The sequence below is a fragment of the Kitasatospora mediocidica KCTC 9733 genome (assembly GCF_000744225.1).
Classification (GTDB): Bacteria; Actinomycetota; Actinomycetes; order Streptomycetales; family Streptomycetaceae; genus Kitasatospora; species Kitasatospora mediocidica.
On the sequence record NZ_JQLN01000007.1, the window covers coordinates 667,138 to 688,014 of the forward strand.

Genomic DNA, 20,877 nt, shown 5'->3' on the forward strand with positions numbered 1-20,877 from the left:
GGCGTCAGGCGCCGTCCGGCCCGCACGTGAGAACCGCGGAAGCGGGCCCCCGGTGCACGCGGCACCGGGGACCCGCCATGATCCGTCGGCTACTCGACGGTGACGCTCTTGGCGAGGTTGCGGGGGCGGTCGACGTCGCGCTCCAGGGCCACGGCAGCGTGGTACGAGAACAGCTGGAGCGGGATGTTGAGGAGCAGCGGGTCCAACTCGGGCTCGTTCTTCGGCACCACGATGCAGTGGTTGGCGAGCTTCGGGTCGTGGACCCGGTGGCCGACGGCCAGGACGCGGCCCGCGCGGGCGCGGATCTCACCGAGGGTGGTGAGGTTCTTGTCCAGCAGCTCGTCGTCCGGAACCAGGGCCACGGTGGGCAGTTCGGGGCTGATCAGGGCCAGCGGGCCGTGCTTGAGCTCGCTCGCCGGATAGGCCTCGGCGTGCACGTAGCTGATCTCCTTCAGCTTCTGCGCACCCTCGCGGGCCACCGGGTAGCCGCGCACCCGGCCGATGAACATCATGCCCTCGCAGGCGGCGTACTCGGCGGCCAGCTCGGCGATCTGCTTCTCCTGCTCCAGGATCTCGCGGATCTGGCCGGGCAGCGCCTTGAGGCCGTCCACGATGCGGCGGCCGTCGGCCGGCGAGAGGTCGTGGATCCGTCCGAAGTGCAGGGCGAGCAGGGCGAAGGCGACCACGGTGGAGGTGAAGGCCTTGGTGGAGGCAACCGAGATCTCCGGTCCCGCGTGCAGGTACATCCCGCCGTCGCAGGCGCGCGCGATGGCGCTGCCGACGGTGTTGACCACGCCCAGCACCCGGCCGCCCTTGCGCTTGACCTCCTGGACGGCGGCCAGCGTGTCGTAGGTCTCGCCGGACTGGCTGACCGCGATGTAGAGGGTGTCCGCCTCGATCACCGGGTTGCGGTAGCGGAACTCGGAGGCCGGCTCGCTGTCGGCGGGGATCCGGGCCAGCTCCTCGATCAGCTGGGCGCCCATCTGGCCCGCGTAGTAGGCGGATCCGCACCCGATGATCTTCACTCGGCGGATGTCGCGCAGCTCGCGGGCGTCCAGGTTGAGGCCGCCCAGGTGCGCGGTGGCGAAGCGTTCGTCGAGGCGGCCGCTGAGGGTGCGCTCCACGGCGGCGGGCTGCTCGTGGATCTCCTTGCCGAGGAAGTGCGAGTGGCCGGCGGTGTCGTAGGAGTCGATCTCCCAGTCCACGATGGACGGCTGACGGGTCGTCGGACGGGCGTCCTCGGTGAAGGTGCGGAAGCCGTCGGCCCGGACGGTGGCCAGTTCGCCGTCCTCCAGGTGGACCACCTGGCGGGTGTAGCGGACCAGCGCGGCGACGTCGGAGGCGACGAACATCTCCTTCTCGCCGATCCCCAGCACGATCGGGCTGCCGTTGCGGGCCACCACGATGCGGTCGGGCTGCTCGGAGTCCAGGACGGCGATGCCGTAGGTGCCGACCACCAGCTTGAGGGCGGAACGCACGGCCTCCTCCAGGTCGGTGCCCTCCGTGGAGTGCGCCGCGACCAGGTGGACCAGGACCTCGGTGTCGGTCTCCGAGAGGAAGACCGCGCCCTCGGCGGTGAGCCGCTCGCGCAGCTGGTCGGCGTTCTCGATGATGCCGTTGTGCACCACCGCGAAACGCTCGGCGTTGTCCAGGTGCGGGTGGGCGTTGACGTCGCTGGGCTCGCCGTGGGTGGCCCAGCGGGTGTGCCCGATGCCGGTGGCGCCCTTGAAGCGCGCGGGCACGGTGGCGGCGAGGTCGGCGACCCGGCCCTTGGTCTTGCGGACCTTGAGGCCGCCGGCCTTACCGGTCACGGCCACACCGGCGGAGTCGTAGCCGCGGTACTCCAGGCGTTGCAGTCCCTCCAGCAGGAACGGGGTGGCGTCCTTGGGACCGATGTAGGCGACGATTCCGCACATACCGAAGTACTCCTGAGGGTGGGTGTTGGTCTCGGCCTCTCAGCCGTAGACGATGCGGCGCAGCTGCCGCAACGAGAGCTCTGGCGCGGCGACCCGGCGTGCGGGCAGCTCCTCGGCGATCCGCGTGAAGATCTGCTCATTGCTCAGGCCGCGCGCCTGGAGTTCGCCGTGCCGGCGCCGCACATACTCGGTCGCACTCTCCGAGAAGTACGCCAGCACCTCGGCCACCACCCGCGCCGCCTCCCCGGGCCCCAGCGCACTGGTCCGGGTCAGGTGGGCGAGCAGATCCCCGTACGGGGGCGGTGATGAGGTGGGCACAGAACGAAACCCTAGGCCGCTTTCTCGTGATCTTCCAATTATCCTGCCCGATATCGGGCAGGATCCCCTCCTAGTGCCTCACGAAGACACTGACCCGGTACGCCGACGGGCCCGCCGAGCGATCAAGTCCTCCAGTCGATCAAGCATTCACCGCAGTCAGACATCTCTAGGGATGTCAGCTCGATCTGGGCGCTCGCTGACACCAACACTCACCCCTAGGATGTCTAGAGATCACGAAGGAGAGCCGTGCCCGCCAGCGGTGAGAAGCAGCCCAAGTACCAGCGGATCGCCGAGGCGCTCAAGGCCGCCGTCGAATCCGGCCAGTACCGGGCAGGCGACAGGCTTCCCGGCGAGAACGACCTGATGGAGACCTACGGCGTCGCCCGCATGACAGCCCGCCAGGCCCTCGGCGTCCTGCAGAGCGAAGGCATCGCCGAAGCCCGCAAGGGTGCCGGGGTCTTCGTCCGCAGCTTCCGCCCACTGCGGCGCCGGGGCATCCAGCGGCTGGCCCAGGAGCACTGGGGATCGGGGCGGTCTATCTGGTCAGCTGACGTCGAGAGCCGCGACCTGGTCGTCGACCAGATCTCAGTCTCCGAAGAAGGCGCCCCGGAGGGGATCGCACGAGTCCTGGGTATCGAGCCGGGCGACCCGGCCTGCGTCCGCAGTCGGCGCTTCGTCCTCGACGGCAAGCCGGTCCTGCTCGCTACCTCGTACCTCCCCGCCGCCCTCGTCGCGGGCACCCGCATCACCGAGCAGGACACCGGCCCGGGCGGCACCTACGGCCGCCTCGCCGAACTCGGCGCCGGGCCCGTCCGCTTCCGCGAGGAGATCCGCTCCCGGATGCCCACCGCAGATGAGGCCACCCGCCTGCACCTGACCACCGGCACACCCGTGATCCTCATCTGCCGCACGGCGTTCAGCGAGGACGGGCGCGCGGTGGAGGTCAACGAGATGACGCTGGACGCCGCCTCCTACGTCCTGGAGTACGACTTCGACGCCTGAGCTCGGTCCCGCTACCCGTCCTCAGAAGTCGGCCAGGTCGACTTCTGCCGTCGTCACAGGCCGAGCCGCACCGGTTCGGCCGGGAGGTCGCCGGCGATCAGGGGTGCCAGTGGGGTGGCCAGGTCGCGCGGTGAGAACAGGTCCGCACCGCGGTAGCCGGCGATGTCGGGCAGCGGCCACCAGCGGAAGCCGTTGATGTTCTCGGCGGCGAGTTCCTCGTCGGACAGCGCACCGCGGGGGCGGAACGCCGACGTGCGGACGAGGTAGTAGTCGTTGATCACACCGTCGTAGCCCACCGCGTATCCGGGCTCGACGATCTGCTGGTGCCAGACGTGCGGCGGATCGGCGGCCATCGCGAGCCCCACCTCCTCACGCAGCTCCCGGCGCAGGGCGGCAAGCGGGGACTCACCGGGCTCCACCCCTCCGCCGGGCGCCGCCCACAGGGCGACCGGGCCGGTCGGCTCGCGGAAGACGAACCGGCACAGCAGGATGCGGTCGTCCTCGTCGAGAACGACCGCACGGACCGCGCGACGCAGGTGCAGCCAGGCCATCCGCTCATGCTATCGGGCTGTCGTCGGCTCGAACTATCCCTGGGAGTCTACAAGTTGGGGCGGAGCCCCGGAACTTCCGCGACGACTGCGGCTGCGGCCGCGGAGTTTGCGGCGGGCGGGCTGCTCCGGGAGCCAGCCGAAGCTGAGGCTGCTGCCGATCAGGCCCAGCAGCAGGCCCAGCAGGAAGCCCCCCAGGTTGGAGGTGATCCAGGTGCCCAGGGTGAGCAGCACCGCGAGGACCGAGTAGAACAGCCGCTGGGACGGGTTGAAGAGGATCAGCACGCCGCAGAGCAGCAGGACCGTGGGGACCAGGTATCCCGCCAGGCCCATCATGCCGATCCGCAGCACGACCGGCAGCGGGGCCTTCTCGGTGAAGAGGATCTCCGCGCCCGCGAGGGTGACCAGCAGTCCGCCCCAGAACGGTCGCCGCCCCCGCCAGGCGGCGAAGGCCGCGCGGGGGGTGGCAGCGGGGACGGGCGGGTCGGGCGGCGTTGCCGCCGCCTGCGGCTCAGCGATGGCAGCGGGGTCCGGGTCGGAGGCGGCGGCGTCCGTCATGCTCAGCAGCCCGAGTCGTTGAAGCTCAGGTGCAGCCCGGGCAGCTTGAACGACGCGGCCGTGGTCGCGTAGTTGTCCTGCCGCAGGTTGTTGATGACGACGGTGTCCGCTTGCTGCCCGAAGACGCCCGCCGGACCGGCCACGCCGGCCTCGGTGAAGGTGCTGGCGTCCCCGCCGATCTGGATGTTGGAGAAGGCGGCGTCACCGGAGAGCACGTCGGAGTCGGTGGTCAGATTGGTGGCGGTCACCGGGGTGCCCGACGAACCCGCCCTGATCACCAGGTTGGTGCCGCCCAGGTTCACGCTCTGGCAGAGGTTGGTGAGGGTGGCGCTCTTGATCGCGGAGACCGCCACGACCACCTGGCCGCCGGTGCTGCCCGCGTTCGGGCTGTTGTCGATCATGTTGTCCAGCCCGCCGAACTGCTCGAAGCCGGTGCCGTTCAGCTGGTCCGCCGTGACGGTGAAGGCCATGCCCGAGATGGCGAACTGGGAGGCGAGCACCCCCTGGGCGGACAGTGCCATCAGGACGCCGCCGGCCACGCAGGCCGGTATCGCCATCAGGGCGGTGCGGCGCAGCCGGACCCGGCCGCGCGGGGCTGGACTACTGGAGACGTTCTCGGAGGTGGCCATGAGTGCTCCCGGGTTGACGAGGACCTGTGGTCGCCGACACGTTGCCCTGGCGCGGACAGCGCCCACGGACACCGTCGATCACCCTCCCTGGCAGAGGAGTTGGTGATCTGGGTCACATCCGTGGCAGCTGACTGGAAGTTACCTCGCAGTAGACGGAGGGTCAAGAGGCCCGCGCGGCGCCGGCCTGCGCTGCGGCGGGACGGCTCGGCGCGGTCCGGGCCGGGCAGGTGCGCCGGACGTACTGGCCGGTGCGTCCAGGGTGCAGGCCAGCACGGGTCTGGACCACGGCGCCCCGGCGGCGTCGGCCAGCTCCAGGCGTCGCACCGCCTCCGCCGGGCCGAGGAAGGGCGCCAGCGCAAAGAGCGCCAACGTCGGTAGCAGCTCTGGGAGTTCCTCGTGCCGGTCGGCGGCGACGCAGCGGTAGATCGTGGAGTAGATCCCGCCCACCACGGTGTCCGTCAGCAGTTCGGGGCTGACCCCGGCCGGAGGCTGCGGGCAGTCCGCGAAGAGCCGGCGAAAGCGGCTGAGCAGCCGCTCGCGCACCTGTCGTCCGGCCGCTCCCAGCGCGTCCACCTCGACCACGGCCATGGTGGCGAAGGCCGGCACCTCGGCGAGGATGTCGAGCAGGGCGCGCAGCGCCGCCTGGACGCCCGCGCACCAGTCGGCCTGGGCCGCGAAGGCCTCCTCCATCCGCCGGATCACCACGGCCGTCCCGTGCCGGTGGGCGGCCAGGAACGCCTCCTCCTTGCCGCTGAACTGCTCGTAGAAGACCGGCCTGGTCACCCCGGCCGCCCGGCAGATGTCGCTGACCCGCGCACCGCCGTAGCCGCTGCGCGCGACGGTGTGCACCACGCCGTCGAGCAGGCGGTCGCGCTGGGTGGCGGCCACCACCTCCGGAGGCAGTTGGCTGGGGCCGCGGCGGATCGAGCGGGACGGGTCCCGGCCGTTGCGGGTGCCCGGCAGCAGAACACCGGCAGACGGTCCGCCGAACTCAAGATTTATCTTCAACTTCCGCTCCACCCATTGACGCTGACGTTGAATCAGGTTTAGAACCTTCACAGGTTTTCAATTTTTCGGCCCTGTTGCGACCACGTTGACAGCGCCGCTCCGCAGCCCGCCACGCGGGCCCGGGGGTGGGGACGCCGAGTCTCCAGTATGGCGAAGGCCGGGCGCGCTGGCAGCCGTCCGGACCCGTCGGACCCGCCGATCGCGCACCGCTCGTGGCGCCGAGCGAGGCGCGGTCCGCCCCACCCCCGGACCAGGCCCGCCCCGGCAGCGCTGGCTACTCACTCCCGTTCACCCCCGTGCCGCGAGGAGTACCCGTCATGATCCGAACCCTGCTCTCCCTCAAGCGACTTGCGCCACTCGCTGCGGCCGCCGCGATGCTGCTGGCGACGGCCGGTCCGGCCGCCGCCACCGCTCCCGGCGGTCCGTACACCGGGATGGGCGGCTGCCCGCTCACCTCGTCCCAACTCCAGGACCCGACCGACCTCCAGGTCGGTTGCGTGGTCTCGGTGACGCACGGCGGCAGCTTCACCATCGGCACCACCACCGTTCCGCTCACCTCCGCGATCACGCTGCAGTTCGGCGTCTACTGGGACAAGTCCGCCCCCGTGGTCAACTTTCCCGACGGCAGCAGCGCCAACCAGTACGCCACGGTCGCCCCGACCGGCACGTCGCTGCTGAGCGCCAAGCCCGCCGAGATCACCATCCCCGGCATCATCAACTTCCTGCCCGGCGTGACGAGTGTCTTCGCCCAGGTCGAGCAGGCCGGACCGGTCACCGCGTTCACCCCGCTGGCGGCCGGCGAGTCCTATCCGGTCTTCAAACTCCCGGTCAAACTCCACCTGTTCAACGCCTTCTTCGGGTCCCAGTGCTACATCGGCTCGAACAGCTCGCCGATCGTGCTGAGCCCGACCACCGGCACCACGGCGCCGCCCGCACCGGGCGTGCCGATGACCGGCGACCCGGGGACGATCGGGGTCGCCGCCGACCCCACCGGCCATGACGCGGTGGTCGCCTCCTTCGCCGGAGCGCGGCTGGTGGACAACACCTTCAGCGTCCCGGGCGCCTCGGGCTGCGGCCTGGGCGGCATCCTCGACCCGATCATCGATCTGGTGATGGGCATCCCGGCCGGCGCCGGAACCGGCTCGGTCACCTTCAACCAGACCGACACCTCGCTCGCGCTGGACGGCAGTCTCGCCGACCTCACCGGCGCGCTCAACGCCTCGCACAGCTGAGGCGGTTCAGCTCCTCCAAGCTCCCGCACCCCCACCCAGCGGAAAGAAGAGATCCCTGATGCGCAACCGCCTCTACCTCGGCGCGGCCCTCGCCGCAGCGGCCCTCGCCGTGCTGCCCGCCCTGCCCGCCTCCGCCGCGACCTCCAGCGTGCTGACGTACGGCTCCGCCGGCGGCAGCGCCGTCGCCACCGGCGACGTGCTGACCGCCTCGCTGGCCGGCTCCTCGGTCGCCACCTTCTACTCCACCGCGGCCGGCGGCGTCGGCGTCAAGTGCTCCAGCTCCGGCTTCAGCGCGACCGTCACCTCGAACCCGTCCGCGCCCGGGACGGCGGTCGAGGCGCTGACCGCGCACACCTTCGGCTCGTGCGTCCCGGTCGGCATCCCGGGCGTCACCGCGGTGCTCAGCGTCACCGTCAACAACCTCGGCTACGTCAACAACGTCAGCGACGCGGCCGGCAACCCGGTCACGCTGAGCCCCGGCACGGCGGGTCCGATCCAGACCACCATCGTGCTGCGGTCCCTGCTCGGCAACATCACCTGTACCTACCAGGCCAACCCGGCCAGCCTGACCGGGAGCACCAACAACACCGGGAACACCATCGGCTTCGCCAACCAGTCGTTCGCCCGCAGCAGCGGCCCCGGCACCTGCTTCCCGGCCGGCTACTTCACCGCGACCTACGGCCAGGTGCTCGACACCAGCCAGGCCGGCAGCCCGGCGGTGTGGGTGAACTGACCGCAGGGACAATTGAGTTCGGAGGGCGGCCCTACCGGCCCAGCCGGTCGACCGCCTTCCGTGCCGCCACCAGCAGCGGGTCCCAGACCGGTGAGAACGGCGGAGCGTAGCCGAGGTCCTGGAAGACCAGCTGTTCCACCGTCAGCCCGGCGCCCAACGCGACCGCGGCCGCGTCGATCCGCTTGGCCGCCCCCGCCCCGCCGACGATCTGCACACCGAGCAGCCGCCCGGTGCCGTTCTCCGCGAGCATCCTGACGGTCATCCAGGCGGCGTCGGGGTAGTAGCCGGCCCGGGCGGTGGACTCGATCGTGACGGCCGTCCAGCTCAGGCCGGCCGCCGCCGCCTCCCGCTCGTTCAGCCCGGTGCGGGCGATCTCCAGGTCGCAGACCTTCGTCACCGCGGTGCCCACCACGCCAGGGAAGGCGGCCCGCCCGCCACCCAGGTTGGTGCCGATCACCAGGCCCTGCTTGTTGGCGTGGGTGCCGAGCGGGACGTGCTGGTAGCCGCCGGAGACGAGGTTGAGCACCTCCACGCAGTCGCCGCCGGCCCAGATCCCGTCCGCACCCAGCACCCGCATCCGCTCGTCGGTACGCAGCCCGCCGTGCTCGCCGAGCGTCAGCCCGGCCGCCCGGGCCAGCCCGGTGCGCGGACGCACCCCCAGGCCCAGCACGACCAGGTCCGCCGGGTGCTCGCCGGCGGTGCTGCGCACCGCGTGCGGGCGGCCGTCCGCGCCGAGCAGGACCTCGCGGGCCTCGGCGCCGGGCACCATCTCGATGCCGAGCTTCTCCATGCCGTGGCGTACCAGTGCGCCCAGCTCCGGGTCCAGGGTGGGCATCGGCTCGGCGGGGCGGTGCACCAGGGTGACCCGCAGGCCGCGCGCCAGCATCGCCTCGGCCATCTCGACGCCGATGTAGCCGCCGCCCACGACCACGGCGGTCCGCACCTCGCGGCCCAGCGTGTCGAGCAGCGCACCACCCTCCTCCAGCGTCTGCACGCCGTGCACCCCGGGGGCGTCGAAGCCCGGCAGCGCGGGCCGCACCGGCTCGGCGCCGGTGGCGATGACCAGCTGGTCGTAGTCCGTCCAGTGCTCGTCGCCGCTCTCCAGGTCGCGGCTGAGCACCCGGCGGTCGGCCGGGTCGATCTCGCGCACCTCGGTGCGCAGCCGCAGGTCGATGCCGCGCTCGCGGTGCTGCTCGGGCGTCCGGGCGATCAGCGCATCGCGTTCGGCGACCGCGCCGCCGGTCCAGTACGGGATGCCGCAGGCCGAGTACGAGGTGAACGAGCCGCGCTCGAAGGCGGTGATCCGCAGCTCGTCCGGCCCGCGCCGGCGGCGTGCCTGCGAGGCGGCGGACATGCCGGCCGCGTCACCGCCGATGACCACCAGATGTTCCGTCATGCGGCCTACCTCCTGGGTTCCGTGGGGCCGGGCTTGCCCCGTCGGCCTCCATCATCGCGCCGGGCCGAAGCGACATCGCACGGGGTCTTGACATGAACGCCCATAGTTAAGAAACTTTCCTAACTTTCTCCCCCACGAGGAGTCTTGATGGCACATCGTCTCCGCACACTGACCGCCGCCGGTGCCGCCCTCGCGACCACGGCCCTGGGACTGGGGCTGAGCCTGTCCGGCGCGACCCCGGCCCTGGCCGCCGCCCACGCGGCCCATGCGTTCCCCGTCCACACCGCCTACAAGACCGGTGTCATGCCCTCAGCCTCGCAGTCCTCCCGGGACGCGGCGGTGGAGAAGCAGTACGACTCCTGGAAGTCCAACTACCTGGTGCACGGCTGCGCCTCCAACGAGTACTACGTCTCCACCAAGGGCGACAGCGACGCGCCGAACAACGGTCCGGTCTCCGAGGGCCAGGGCTACGGCATGAACATCGTTCCCCTGATGGCAGGTTACGACGCCAACGCGCAGACCGAGTTCAACGGCCTGTGGCAGCTGGTCAAGGACCACAAGGACCAGTACGGCTTGATGCAGTGGAAGCTGGACGGCAAGAGCTGCAAGTACGCCGACTCCGGCACGCCCGACGGCGCCACCGACGGTGACCTGGACATCGGCTACGGCCTGATCCTGGCGGACAAGCAGTGGGGCGGCTACACCGCCGACGCCAAGGCCTGGCTGGCCAGCTTCTACGCCCACGATGTGGCGCCCGACGGCCACCTGAAGTGCGAGGACGACGGGCCGAACACCGACACCCGGCCCTCCGACGCGATGCTCGACCACCTGCGCGCGTTCGCCGCGTACGACACCTCGCACGACTGGAACAAGGTGGTCACCCGCACCGAGGCGGTGATCAGCGAGTTCACCAAGGGCTACTCCGCCACCGGCGGCCTGCTCTCGGACTTCGTGGTCAACGCCAACACCACCAGCCCCAAACCGGCGCCCGCCAACTACCAGGAGGACCAGCCGGACAACATCGTCGGCTACAACTCCATCCGGGTGCCCTGGCACCTGGGCACCGACGCGCTGGTCTACGGCACCTCGGCGGCGGCCGTCTCGGACGCCACCGCGAAGCTCGAATCCGCCTGCCTGAAGAAGGAGTCGGGCGGTGACCCGCAGAAGGTCTACCCGCACACCAAGCTGAACTGCACCGCCTACAGCACCAGCGACCAGGCGGAGGAGGCCGGCGACTCGGTCGGCCCGGCCGCGATGGCCGCCGGCGACCAGGCCTGGACGGACGCCATCTGGAAGCAGCTGGGCAGCAACCCGTTCCAGGACGGCTACTTCGGCGAGACCATCAAGACCCTGGTCTACCTGGTGATGGCCGGGGACTACTGGGCCCCGTGATCCGTCTGTCGGATCGAAGGCCGTCCCGCCGGCGCGGGACGGCCTTTCGGCCGCTACGGCTTCTCCAGCACCCCGCCCGCGAAGTCGTACGTGCTGCCGTACTCGGCGATGACCCGGGCGATGCCCAGTGGCGGGTGCAACCGGGTCGGCGAGGTGGTGTGGATCGGGAAGACCGTGCCCGGCCGCATCCGCTCCACCATCGCGTGCAGGTCGCCCTGGCTGGCGTGGCCGGAGCAACCGATCTGGCGCAGCGGCACCTTGAGGGCGGCCAGCCAGTCGGTGAACGGCTCCCAGCGCGGCTCGAAGGGGCCCAGCGGCTCGCCGTTGGCGTGCACGAAGACGCTGTCCGGGCCGACCGGCAGGTCCAGCAGCGACGGCAGGTCGGCCGGGTCCGGCACCAGGACGTAGGAGGCCGGCGCCGCGTGCACCTCCGGCAGGCCGACGGCGTCGGTGTCGAGTGCCTCCTCGACGCCCATCAGGCGCAGGAAGGCCGCGATCGGCGCGGGCCACAGGACGGTGCGTCCGGCCGCTGCGGCGATCTCCAGGAACGCCCGGACCCGCTCGACGTCGCGCGGGTACATCGACAGCAGCACCAGGCCGGGGGTGCTCTCCAGCAGTGCGGCGAAGTCCCGTTCGACGTCGTCCTCGTCGCGCACCCGGTTGTCGCGCTGCTCCCAGCCGAGCGTGGTGCCCTCGGTGACCAGCACCGCGCAGTCGCCGGCGCGGCGCACGAAGTCCCAGGCCCGCTCGGGGTTGCGGCCGTGGAAGCGGATGTCGCCGGTGAAGGCGAGGACGCCGTCGGAGGTGTGCACCAGGTAGCCGCTGGCGCCGGGCACGTCGTGGTCCACCGTGACGCACTCGACCTGCATCGGTCCCACCGTGGTCTTCTGACCGTCCATCAGGCGCTGCCAGTCCGGGTCGCCGCCACTGACGCCCGCGCCGGTGCTGCTCAGTGCGCGCAGTACGTCCACCGTGTCGGTGTGCGCGTGCACCGCGATGTCCGGGCGGACGAAGCCCGCCAGGCCCACGTGGTCGATGTGCGGGTGGCTGACGAAGACGGCGGTCGGCCCGACGGCCTCGCCGAGCGGGTCGCCGTCGGCCAGCGCGGCGGGGTCGAAGAGTCCGGGCAGACGGGGCGCGGCGCCCATCCGCAGCCGGTCGGCCAGCTCGCGGTCCGGCCGGATCCGCACCGGCGGGCGGAACAGGTCCTTGCCCCCGGGGATGTCCAGGCCGATGTCCAGCAGGACGCGGTGCCCTTGGTCGGAGATCAGGATCTTGCTGGATCCGATGACGCCGACGCCTCCCCAGAACTCGATGGAGACCACAGTCAGTTCCTCTCAGCAGGTGCGGTGGTGCGGTTGCCCGTCGCGGCCCAGGTGCGCAGCGCGGGCAACAGGCCCTCGATCTGCGGGGCGGCGGCGGTGGCGGGCCCGTCGGCCCGGCCGAAGCGGTCGATGTAGGCGCAGGGCGCGCCGAGCAGGGCGGCCGGCGCGACGTCGTTGCGCCAGTGGTCGCCGATGGACAGGATCCGCGCGGCGGACGCCGGCCGGGCCTGCCCGGTCTCCTCCGGGTCCAGGCCGAGTTCGCGGCGCAGCAGCCGGTCCAGGCCGGCCGGCTTGCCGGTGCTGGAGACCACCTCGTCGACCAGCGGCCGCAGTTCGAGCCGGTCCAGCAGCTCGGCGAGGCCGGCGGCGGGGCTGTTGGTGGCCAGCACCACCCGGACGCCCTGTTCGCGCAGCTCAATCAGCAGCTCGGCGTAGTCGGCCGGGACCTCCAACGCGCAGTCGGCGGTGGCCATATGGACCCGGGTGGCGGCGAAGGCCGCGTTCAGTCGCGGCAGTTGGACGCCGAAGCACTGCCCGGCCAGCTGGGCCACCACCTCCCAGCCGTCCACGGCCGCCCGCAGGGCCGCCGCCTGCCGGGGGTCGGCCACCCGGTCGGCCGCCGCCACGCCGTCGGCGAGGTAGCGCTCGACCCCGTCGAGCAGCTCGGCCCGTGCGGCGGAAGGGAGTTCGGCGGCGGCCTGCTCCGCGTAGTAGCGGATCGGCGCGTCGCCGCGATACAGCGTCCCGTCGAAGTCGGTGACCAGAACGAGGTGCGGATCAGCCACGGACGCCTCCGGCGGTGGACATGGCGCCAGTGATGAAGTGGCGTTGCAGGAAGAGGAAGAAGAGCAGGATCGGCGCGGTGGTGAAGACCACCGCGGCGGACAGCGCGGGGAAGTCGACCCCGTTCGCACCGGCGAAGGCGGCCAGGCCGACCTCGACCGGCTGGACGTCGGGGCTGCTGGTCATGATGAACGGCCACAGGAAGGAGTTCCAGGAGGCCAGGAAGACGTTCAGCGAGATGATCACGATCGCCGGGCGCACCAGCGGAATCCCGATCGACCAGAGCATCCGCAGCCGTCCCGCGCCGTCCAACTCCGCGGCGTCGAAGATCTCCTGCGGCAGGCCCATGAAGAACTGCCGGACCAGGAAGATCCCGAACACGCTGGCACCCCAGGGCACGATCTGGATCCAGTACGTGTCCAGCCAGTTGATGTCGTTGGCGATGATGTAGTCCGGGATGATCAGCACCGTCCCGGGGATCATCAGCACCGACATCACCAGGCCGAAGAGCAGCCCGCGCCCGCGAAAGCGCATCACCCCGAAGGCGAAGCCGGCCAGCAACGAGGTGGCCAGCGCCAGCAGCACCGTCGCCGAGGCGATCAGCAGGGTGTTCAGGAAGAGCCGGGGCCAGGGAGCGGCCGCCCACGCCCGGCTGTAGTTCGCCCACTGCCAGTGCGGCAGCAGGATGTCGGAGACCGAGGCGGAGACGCTCGCGCTGTTCAGCGAGGTGACCACCACGTAGTAGAACGGCAGCAGGAACAGCAGGCCCGCCAGCACGGCGACGATCCGCACCGGCAGCCGGCCGTGGCGCGCGCGACCGGCGGGCCCGGCGGGGCGGGCGGCCCCGCCGGTCCGGCGCCGGGGAAGCCCCCGGCGCCGGACCTCGGACGGGAGCGCCGTCACTGCGCGGCCCCGGCCTTCTGGTCGGCGAGCGCGGCGGTCTGCGCGGTGTTCAGCGCCGTGGCCGGGTCGGTGCCGGTGTCCAGCGCCGCCTGCAGCGCGACGACCTCCTCGCCCTCCGCCTTGGCGACCCAGCTGTACGGCGGCTCGGCCACCGCGTAGGCCAGCGCGCCGACCGCGGTCGGCAGGTACGGGTTCTTCGCGATGAAGTCGCTCATCAGCGGCAGCGCGGCCGCGGTGACCGGCAGGTAGCCGGTCTGGCTGGCCCACTCGGCCTGGCTGGAGGCACTGGCCAGGAACTGCATGTACTTCCAGCCCGCCGCCTGCTGCGCCTTGGACGCCCCGGCGAACTCCACCAGGTTGGTGCCGGACATGATGTTGGTCGGCTGCCCGGTCGAACCGGTCGGCAGCACGGCGGTGCCCATCGCGAACTTGCCGCCCACCGCCTGGTTCTCGTAGTAGTAGCCGGCGGCGCTGCTCAGGTCGAACAGGCCCTTCTGAGCGCCGAGCGCGGCCTCGCCGGGGTAGTTGGTGCCGACCTGGAGGGCGCCCGCCTTCTTGAGGTCGACCAGGTAGCTCAGCGCCTGGACGGCGGCCGGGCTGTTGAGCTGCGGGGTGCCGTCGGGGGCGAAGTCCGGCGTGCCGTTGGAGGCGGCCAGCGCCTGGAACATCAGGGTGCCGCTGGCCGGCGAGGCGGTGGTGCCCGGGTCGATCGCGATGCCGGTGACGCCGTTGCCGGAGACGGCCTTGGCGGCGGTCGCGAACTGCTCCCAGGTGGTGGGGGCGGTCAGGCCCTTGGCCTTCAGCAGGTCGCTGTTGGAGTAGATCACCTGGACGCTCTTGTTGAACGGCCACATCCAGTTCTTGCCGTCCGGCAGCGCCAGGTCCTTCTGGACGCCCGCGTAGAAGGTGTTGAACTGGTCGGGCTTGTCGCTGCCCGCGTACTGGCTGACCGGGAGGATCACCTGGCTGTTGGCGAACTGCGCCGCCCAGGGCTCGTAGACCTGGCCGATGGTCGGCGCGTTGTGCGCGGCGATGGCGGCGGTCTCCTTGGCGTGCAGGGTGCCGTAGTCGGGCTGGTACTCCAGGTTGACCTTGATGTTCGGGTTGGCCGTCTCGAAGTCGTTGGTCAGCTTGACCAGCGTACTCTTCTGCGATCCGTTGATCATGATCTGCATGAACGAGATGGTGGTGGTGCCGCCGGAGGAGCCGGCGTCGGTGCTCTTGCTCCCGGAGGAGGAGCAGCCGGCCACGGCGGCGAGCACGGTGACGGCGGCCAGGGCGGAACCGGCGATCCGGCGGTATCCGGCGTGGGGCAGGCGGGAGCTGGTCATGATGGGTTCCCTCTGGAGTGATGGCGAGTCATGGAGCAGGTGGAACGTGTGTGGGCGCGAGCGGATCGGCCTGCGGAGCGGCCGGCGGATCTGCTGGCGGATCTGCTGGCGGATCTGCTGGCGGATCTGCGGGCGCTTCACCCGGCGCGTCAGCTGGAACGGCTGATCCGGTCGCCGGTGCGGCGCTGGAGCAGGGTGAAGGCCGCCGTCACCGCGAACAGGACGATCGCGAGCGCGGCTCCGTAGCCGGTGTCGAAGAAGACGAACGCCTCCTGGTACAGGAGGTAGCTCAGCGTGGTCGTCGCGTAGACCGGGCCGCCCTGGCTCATCTCGTAGAACTGGGTGAAGGCCTGGAGCGAGGAGATGCTCGTGATGATCACCACGAAGAGCGTGACCGGGCGCAGCTGCGGCCAGGTGACGTGCCAGAACTCCTGCCACCCGTTGGCGCCGTCGACCCGGGCCGCCTCGCTCAGCTCGGGCGAGATCACCGCGAGGCCGCCGAGGAAGAGCACCACGGTGAAACCCACCTCGTGCCACAGGCTGTACACGATCACCGAGGGCATCGCCCAGGTGGTCGACTGGAGCCAGCCCGGCTGCCCCAGGTGGGCTGCCCTGAGCAGGGTGTCGGCGAGTCCGAACTGCGGGTTGAAGATCCATACCCAGGCCAGCGAGGTGGCCACCACCGGGGTGGCGTGCGGCGCGAAGATCGCGACCCGGGCGGCTCCCAGCAGGCGTCCGCCGCGTTGCAGCAGGAGGGCGAAGGCCAGTGAGAGGGCCGTTCCGCCGATCACCATGGCGCCGCTGAAGTAGAGCGAGTGCCAGGCGCTGGAGAGGAAGCTCGGCGCTGTGGAGCCGAAGAGCGAGCGGTAGTTGGCCAGGCCGATGTACTTCGACTTCGCCGTGTTCAGCGCGTTCCAGTGGAACAGGCTGACATAGAACGTGTAGGCGGTCGGTCCGATGATGAAGACCGAGAAGATCAACAGGGCCGGCGCGGTGTAGAGCCAGCCCATCGGGCTCTCCCGGACCCGGCGGACCCGTTTCGACGGGCCCACGGTCCGCGCGGCGCACCCCGTCCGCGCCGGTTCGACCGCTACTGCTGCGTGCTGCGACATCGTCCTGCACCCCACACCTGTACCGACCCCCTGGGTCACCTGGTCCGTACCGGCAGCGCGACGGTCCGGCGGCAACTCACCGTCGAGCAGCCGTGATTGAGTGAAACGCGCGTAGATAGCGGGATCATGACAAATGAGGAAACAGTTGGTGACGATAGTTCAGCTTTCCGGCGCCCTGTGAAATCCTGAAAGGCTGGCCACTCTGCGGTCTGTCGGGCCCGGACACCGGGGCGGAAGGGGACCGACTGCGGGACCGGCTGCGGGATCGACTGCGGGATCGGCTGCGGGATCGAATCGGACATATCCTGGCAGCATGGCCCATGGAAGCCGAGGCAGCGGCGAGCACCGGGTGCGACGCTTCGCCCGCGCGTTCGCCGCAGACCCGGTGGAGGCCCTGCTCTACCTCCCCGAGGAGGCCGCCAAGCGCCGCGAGCACCCGGTCGACTACACCGTCGACGAGGACTGGGAGGCGCACCTGCACGAACTGCTCGGCGCCCCCTGGCCCTGCCCGCAGGCCGACCGCGCCGCCGAGCTCTGGGCCGAGGTCGCCGCCGAGCTGCGCGAGCGCGGCCTCGCCTTCGGCCGCCACACCTACGGCCACTACAGCGACGCCGACGAGTCCCTCGCCCGCGCCGTCCGGTGCACGGTGCTGCACCGGCGGGCCGAGCTGGTGGTGGAGACCGGCGTGGCACGCGGCGTGATCACCCGGTTCGCCCTGGACGCGATGGCGGCGGCCGACCGCGGCCGGCTCTGGAGCGTCGACCTGCCGCACCCCTTCGAGCGCGAGCTGCACACGCAGACCGGCGCCGCCGTCCCGGACTGCCTGCGGCACCGCTGGACCTATCTGGAGGGCTCCAGCCGACGCCGACTGCCCACCCTGCTCCGCCAGTTGGGCCAGGTGGACGTGTTCGTCCACGACAGCCTGCACACCGCCAGGAACACCGGCTTCGAGATGGCCGCCGTCGCCGAGGTGCTGGCACCCGGCGGAGTCATGCTCATCGACGACATCAGCACCCACCAGGCGTTCGCCCCGTGGACCCGCTCCCCCGCCGCCGACACCCTGGTCTGCCCGCACGCCGACCGCCAGGGCCTGTTCGGCGTGGTCCGCGCCGAAACCCGGGTGCGGGCCGTCCGCGCCGAGAGCTGCCGTGCCGCGTGACGGCGCCCCCCGCACCGCTGGAACCTCAGCGGTGCGGGGGGCGCAAGGGTGCGTCAGCTCGGAACGTTCTCGTCGTTGCAGCCCCCGTACGGGCCCGCCTCGTCGTAGCCGTTGTAGTTGTGCAGGGTGCCCCAGGCGACGCAGCCGGACTCGTCGAGCATCGCCCCGGCCCGCCAGTCGTCGTTGCCCGCCCACCCGTGGTAGAGGCCGTAGTTCTGGCCGGGCTCGTTGGTGAACCACACGTCCTTGCCCTGGCTGGGGGTGACGATGTCCGTCCAGAACGGGAGGTCGTACTCGTAGCTGGGGGAGCCGACGGCGACCCGAAGCTTGCGGCTGCCGAAGCGCTGGATGAAGTCGTTGCTCCACTGCCAGTGCGCGTACACGTCACCGTTGCACGAGTCGTAGACCTGCTCGACCTGCCCGGCGTAGCCGTCGGGGGTCTGGTAGTTGCCCGGCGAGCCGATGTTCTGCAGGCCGCAGCCCGCGGCGACCGCCGGGGCGGTGTGCCCGACGGACATGAGGTGGGACCCGGTCGCGGCGGCGTGCCCGACGGCCGCCGGGGCGGCCTGGGTCGCCTGCGCCGCGTTGGAGGTGCCCGCGGTGCCGAGCGTCAGTGCGGCCGCTGCGGTGGCGACGGCCGCGATGGTCTTGAAGCGCATGTTTCCCCCTGCGAGAGTGGACGGTTGGCGCCCCGGCCCGCGGCTCCACGGTGGCTGTCCGGGAGCGTCGCGGGTCACGGTCCCGACCACAGTGACGGGGTCGCGGGGCGTCCCACCAGGGTTGGAGACGAACCCGGACGATCCCGGACACCCGGACAACCCCCGGCGGACACCACGCTCCTCAGGCCGGTGCCGCCGCGACCTCGGCCGGCTCGCTCCTCGTGAGGGGCTCGGTCGGCAGGTCCCGGTAGCGGCGGATCGGGGAGAAGTACAGGATGAGCCCGGCCAGCGGCACGCCGCCGGTGAGGATCCACAGGGCGGGGCGGAAGCCGAGCCACGAGCCGAGGACACCGCCGAGCAGAGCGCCCAGCGGCATCGTCCCGTAGTTGAGGAACGAGGCGCTCGCGCCGACCCGGCCGCGCCACCCGTCCGGGCAGTAGGCCTGCACGAAGCTGGACTTGATGATGTTGCCCGCCACCACACCCACCGACACCGCGAGGTAGCCGACGAGCAGCAGCAGCAGGCCCGCGCCGGGGGTGGTGAGCGGGATGAGCAGCGCCAGCGTCGGCAGTCCCAGCTGGAACAGCAGGAGCGTACGGCCGGTGCCCAGCCGGTCGCAGACCCGGCGCACCAGCAGCGCGCCCAGCACACCCCCGATGCCGCCGAACGTGGCGAGGGCGCCGACCATCCCGGAGGAGAGCCCGATCTCGCGGACCAGGAAGAGCACCAGGATCGACTGGTATCCGGTCAGCGCCAGGTTGGACGCCGCCCCGAAGAGCGTCATGCTCCGCAGGAAGGCGTCGTGGGCGACCAGCCGCAGCCCCTCGCGGATCTCCTTCAGCAGCGCGCCGCGCGGCCGTTCGACCGGCTCGGGCACGGGTTCCCGGTACCGGATGCGGGACAGGCACAGGATCGAGACGAGGAAGGTCGTCGTGTTGGCGAGCATGCCGTTGGCCGCGCCGGCGACCTGGATCAGCAGGCCGCCGACACCCAGACCGACGATCTGCGCGGCGGACTCGCTGCCGTGCAGCTTGGCGTTGCCCTCCGCCTGGTCGGCCGGTGTCAGCAGGCCGGGGAGGTAGACGCTGTACGCGGTCTGGAAGAACACCGTCGCGGTGCCCGCCAGGAGAGCGACGACGAGCAGTTGGCCCACGCCCAGCACACCGGTCCAGGACGCGACGGGAATGCTGGCGAACAGCACGAAGCAGGCGACGTTGGCCCAGAACATCACCGGCCGGCGGCGCATCCTGTCCACCCAGACGCCCACCGGCAGGCCGATGAGCAGCCAGGGCAGCCAGGGGGCCGCGCTCAGCAGGCCCATCTCGAAGATGCCGACGTGCAGGGTGGATGCCGCGAGCAGCGGAATGGCGAGGACCGTCACCGACTCGCCGAACCGTGCGGCGACCTCGCCCAGCCAGAAGAACCGGAAGTCCCGGTGCCGGCGCAGCAGTCCGCCCCGCGTGCCGTTGTCCCCGCTCATGCGGTGATGTCGCGCAGCGGCGCCGAACTGTCCAGGGTCACACCGGCGGTGATGAACCGCGCCAGCGCCTCGGCCCGGTCCTCGGCCTCCTGCTGGGTGTAGCGCGCGGGAGCGGCCTCGACGCAGAGCGAGGTGAGGTCCTCCACCGGACGCACGTCGAAGAAGTACCCGATGTCGTCGATCGGCCCGGTCGCCAGGGTCTGGACCACTCCCCTGGAGGACCCGAAGGTCAGACTGCGGTCGAAGTTCAGGATGTTCACCAGCGGCCCGACGTCGGAGCGCCCCTGGGTGTCCATCAGGTGGCGCCGGACGTCCTCGTACCGGTAGCGCTGGTGGCGCATCGCCTGCTGGAACGCCGCCACCACGCGCTGGAACGCGTCCTCGATGCTCGCGTCCGGGTCGAAGGCCACCCGCAGCGGCACGATGCCGACCATCGGCGCGACGACGGTCTTCATCCTGCGGGTGCGCCGTCCCGTCACGGGGAGCCCGAACGCCACCTCGTCGGAACCGGTCAGCGCGCGCTGGAAGAGCGCCGTCATGGTGATCAGGAGCCGCGCCGGCGAGGTCTCCAGCTTGTCCGCGCGCTCGCGCAGGGCACGGCAGGCGGCCGCGTCCAGGTGCCGGCTGGGGCTCATCCGGTTCATGGTCGTGGCCGCCGGCGCAGGGCTCGGGGCGGGGCTTGCAGTGGCGGTTGGGGCGGGGGTCGGAGCGGCGGTCGCCGGCCAGTCGGCCAGCTGCGCGTGCCAGAACTCGCGGTCGGCCTCCTGGGCCGCGCTACCGGGGTACGCCCGGTCGTCCTCGACGGCCTCCGCGATGCTCCCGAACGGGTTCGGGTCGTACGGCAGGCCGTTCAGGAGCGCGGTGTAGAGGTCGGCGGTGCGCCGGGCGATCGCGGCACAGCCGTAGCCGTCCACGATGAGGTGGTGCATGCGCCGGTACCACAGGTACCGGTTCTCGCCCAGCTTCAGCAGCGCGGAGGTGAGCAGTGGGCCGGTGCCGATGTCGGCCAGTTCCAGCAGGTCGGCACGCATCCACGCAAGGGCTTCGGCATCGGGGTCAGGCGCCGCGCTCATGTCGACGTTGCGGAAGGTCCACTCGGCGCGGCCGAGGATCTGCGCCGGGGCGCCGCGCCGGGCCGTCACGAACCGGGCGCCGAGGCTGCCGGCCTCGTCGACCGCGAGGCGGTCCGCCTTCTCCAGGATCTCGGCGTCGACCGGTCCGGTGATCTCGTAGTAGTCGGCGACGTTGTAGACCGGATTCAGCGGGTCGAGGACCTGCGCGATCCACATCTCGGCCTGGGCCGCGGTCAGGGGCAGCTGCATGGGTGGGCACTCCAAAGGCTCAAGGGGTTGCTGGTGAGTGGGTGGGCCCGCGCGCGGCGTCGCGGCGGCGC

General features: G+C 71.4%; 20 protein-coding genes. 5 read left to right on the forward strand and 15 right to left on the reverse strand.

Annotated features, from left to right (window positions below; genetic code table 11):
* Positions 1–89: 89 nt before the first annotated feature.
* Complete coding sequence (gene glmS, locus BS80_RS33265) at positions 90–1,916, reverse strand: glutamine--fructose-6-phosphate transaminase (isomerizing) (protein WP_035805096.1); 1,827 nt, start codon at positions 1,914–1,916, stop codon at positions 90–92.
* 39 nt (positions 1,917–1,955) lie between these two features.
* Positions 1,956–2,234: a hypothetical protein gene (locus tag BS80_RS33270; protein ID WP_035805097.1), complete on the reverse strand. Its 279-nt coding sequence runs from the start codon at positions 2,232–2,234 to the stop codon at positions 1,956–1,958.
* 246 nt (positions 2,235–2,480) lie between these two features.
* Here BS80_RS33270 and BS80_RS33275 point away from each other — a divergent pair, with 246 nt between their 5' ends.
* Positions 2,481–3,236, forward strand: coding sequence for a GntR family transcriptional regulator (locus BS80_RS33275; RefSeq protein ID WP_035805099.1), 756 nt, complete (start codon positions 2,481–2,483; stop codon positions 3,234–3,236).
* Positions 3,237–3,289: 53 nt separating this feature from the next.
* On the opposite strand, the gene BS80_RS33280 is transcribed toward BS80_RS33275, so the two are convergent.
* The 4 genes from BS80_RS33280 to BS80_RS33295 all read right to left on the reverse strand — a co-directional run bounded on the left by BS80_RS33280 (position 3,290) and on the right by BS80_RS33295 (position 5,979).
* A complete protein-coding gene (locus BS80_RS33280) occupies positions 3,290–3,787 on the reverse strand; it encodes an NUDIX hydrolase (protein WP_035805101.1) in 498 nt (165 codons plus the stop codon).
* Between the two features lie 33 nt (positions 3,788–3,820).
* Entirely contained in the window at positions 3,821–4,342 is a 522-nt protein-coding gene (locus tag BS80_RS33285; RefSeq protein ID WP_232246747.1) for a DUF6114 domain-containing protein, read from the reverse strand.
* A gap of 2 nt (positions 4,343–4,344) precedes the next feature.
* A complete protein-coding gene (locus BS80_RS33290) occupies positions 4,345–4,971 on the reverse strand; it encodes a DUF6230 family protein (protein WP_035805105.1) in 627 nt (208 codons plus the stop codon).
* A gap of 138 nt (positions 4,972–5,109) precedes the next feature.
* Positions 5,110–5,979, reverse strand: coding sequence for a TetR/AcrR family transcriptional regulator (locus BS80_RS33295; protein WP_063772138.1), 870 nt, complete (start codon positions 5,977–5,979; stop codon positions 5,110–5,112).
* A gap of 317 nt (positions 5,980–6,296) precedes the next feature.
* Between BS80_RS33295 and BS80_RS33300 the strand changes: the two genes are divergently transcribed.
* Both BS80_RS33300 and BS80_RS33305 read left to right on the forward strand, forming a co-directional pair.
* A complete protein-coding gene (locus BS80_RS33300) occupies positions 6,297–7,211 on the forward strand; it encodes a hypothetical protein (protein ID WP_157536740.1) in 915 nt (304 codons plus the stop codon).
* A gap of 58 nt (positions 7,212–7,269) precedes the next feature.
* Positions 7,270–7,944, forward strand: a complete 675-nt coding sequence (locus tag BS80_RS33305) for a hypothetical protein (protein WP_035805106.1) — start codon at positions 7,270–7,272, stop codon at positions 7,942–7,944.
* A gap of 31 nt (positions 7,945–7,975) precedes the next feature.
* Here the strand turns inward: BS80_RS33305 and BS80_RS33310 are convergent, their stop codons facing one another.
* Positions 7,976–9,340, reverse strand: a complete 1,365-nt coding sequence (locus BS80_RS33310) for an FAD-dependent oxidoreductase (protein WP_035805109.1) — start codon at positions 9,338–9,340, stop codon at positions 7,976–7,978.
* Positions 9,341–9,487: 147 nt separating this feature from the next.
* On the opposite strand from BS80_RS33310, the gene BS80_RS33315 reads away from it, so the two are divergent.
* Positions 9,488–10,732 (forward strand): glycosyl hydrolase family 8, encoded by a 1,245-nt coding sequence (locus BS80_RS33315; RefSeq protein WP_051967536.1) that lies wholly within the window; start codon positions 9,488–9,490, stop codon positions 10,730–10,732.
* A 53-nt stretch (positions 10,733–10,785) separates the two neighbouring features.
* Here the strand turns inward: BS80_RS33315 and BS80_RS33320 are convergent, their stop codons facing one another.
* From BS80_RS33320 to BS80_RS33340, 5 genes are all read right to left on the reverse strand, one after another.
* On the reverse strand, positions 10,786–12,057 hold the full coding sequence (locus tag BS80_RS33320) for an MBL fold metallo-hydrolase (RefSeq protein WP_035805112.1): 1,272 nt from the start codon (positions 12,055–12,057) through the stop codon (positions 10,786–10,788).
* A 2-nt stretch (positions 12,058–12,059) separates the two neighbouring features.
* Positions 12,060–12,842: an HAD family hydrolase gene (locus BS80_RS33325; RefSeq protein WP_035805115.1), complete on the reverse strand. Its 783-nt coding sequence runs from the start codon at positions 12,840–12,842 to the stop codon at positions 12,060–12,062.
* The gene (locus tag BS80_RS33330) at positions 12,835–13,743 is read right to left on the reverse strand and encodes a carbohydrate ABC transporter permease (protein WP_083975632.1); all 909 of its coding nucleotides are present in this window, start codon (positions 13,741–13,743) and stop codon (positions 12,835–12,837) included. The genes BS80_RS33325 and BS80_RS33330 overlap by 8 nt, the downstream gene beginning before the upstream one ends.
* A complete protein-coding gene (locus BS80_RS33335) occupies positions 13,740–15,074 on the reverse strand; it encodes an extracellular solute-binding protein (RefSeq protein ID WP_035805118.1) in 1,335 nt (444 codons plus the stop codon). The genes BS80_RS33330 and BS80_RS33335 overlap by 4 nt, the downstream gene beginning before the upstream one ends.
* Before the next feature lie 149 nt (positions 15,075–15,223).
* Positions 15,224–16,084, reverse strand: a complete 861-nt coding sequence (locus BS80_RS33340) for a carbohydrate ABC transporter permease (RefSeq protein ID WP_051967538.1) — start codon at positions 16,082–16,084, stop codon at positions 15,224–15,226.
* Between the two features lie 415 nt (positions 16,085–16,499).
* On the opposite strand from BS80_RS33340, the gene BS80_RS38330 reads away from it, so the two are divergent.
* Positions 16,500–17,345: a class I SAM-dependent methyltransferase gene (locus BS80_RS38330; protein ID WP_083975635.1), complete on the forward strand. Its 846-nt coding sequence runs from the start codon at positions 16,500–16,502 to the stop codon at positions 17,343–17,345.
* A 53-nt stretch (positions 17,346–17,398) separates the two neighbouring features.
* Here the strand turns inward: BS80_RS38330 and BS80_RS33350 are convergent, their stop codons facing one another.
* The 3 genes from BS80_RS33350 to BS80_RS33360 form a co-directional block, all read right to left on the reverse strand.
* The gene (locus BS80_RS33350; RefSeq protein ID WP_035805123.1) at positions 17,399–18,004 is read right to left on the reverse strand and encodes a hypothetical protein; all 606 of its coding nucleotides are present in this window, start codon (positions 18,002–18,004) and stop codon (positions 17,399–17,401) included.
* A 181-nt stretch (positions 18,005–18,185) separates the two neighbouring features.
* Positions 18,186–19,484 carry an MFS transporter gene (locus BS80_RS33355; RefSeq protein ID WP_035805124.1) on the reverse strand — a complete coding sequence of 433 codons (1,299 nt, stop codon included), beginning with the start codon at positions 19,482–19,484 and terminating at the stop codon, positions 18,186–18,188.
* Positions 19,481–20,806 carry a condensation domain-containing protein gene (locus BS80_RS33360; protein WP_035805126.1) on the reverse strand — a complete coding sequence of 442 codons (1,326 nt, stop codon included), beginning with the start codon at positions 20,804–20,806 and terminating at the stop codon, positions 19,481–19,483. Before BS80_RS33360 ends, BS80_RS33355 begins: the two co-directional genes overlap by 4 nt.
* Between the last annotated feature and the right edge of the window lie 71 nt (positions 20,807–20,877).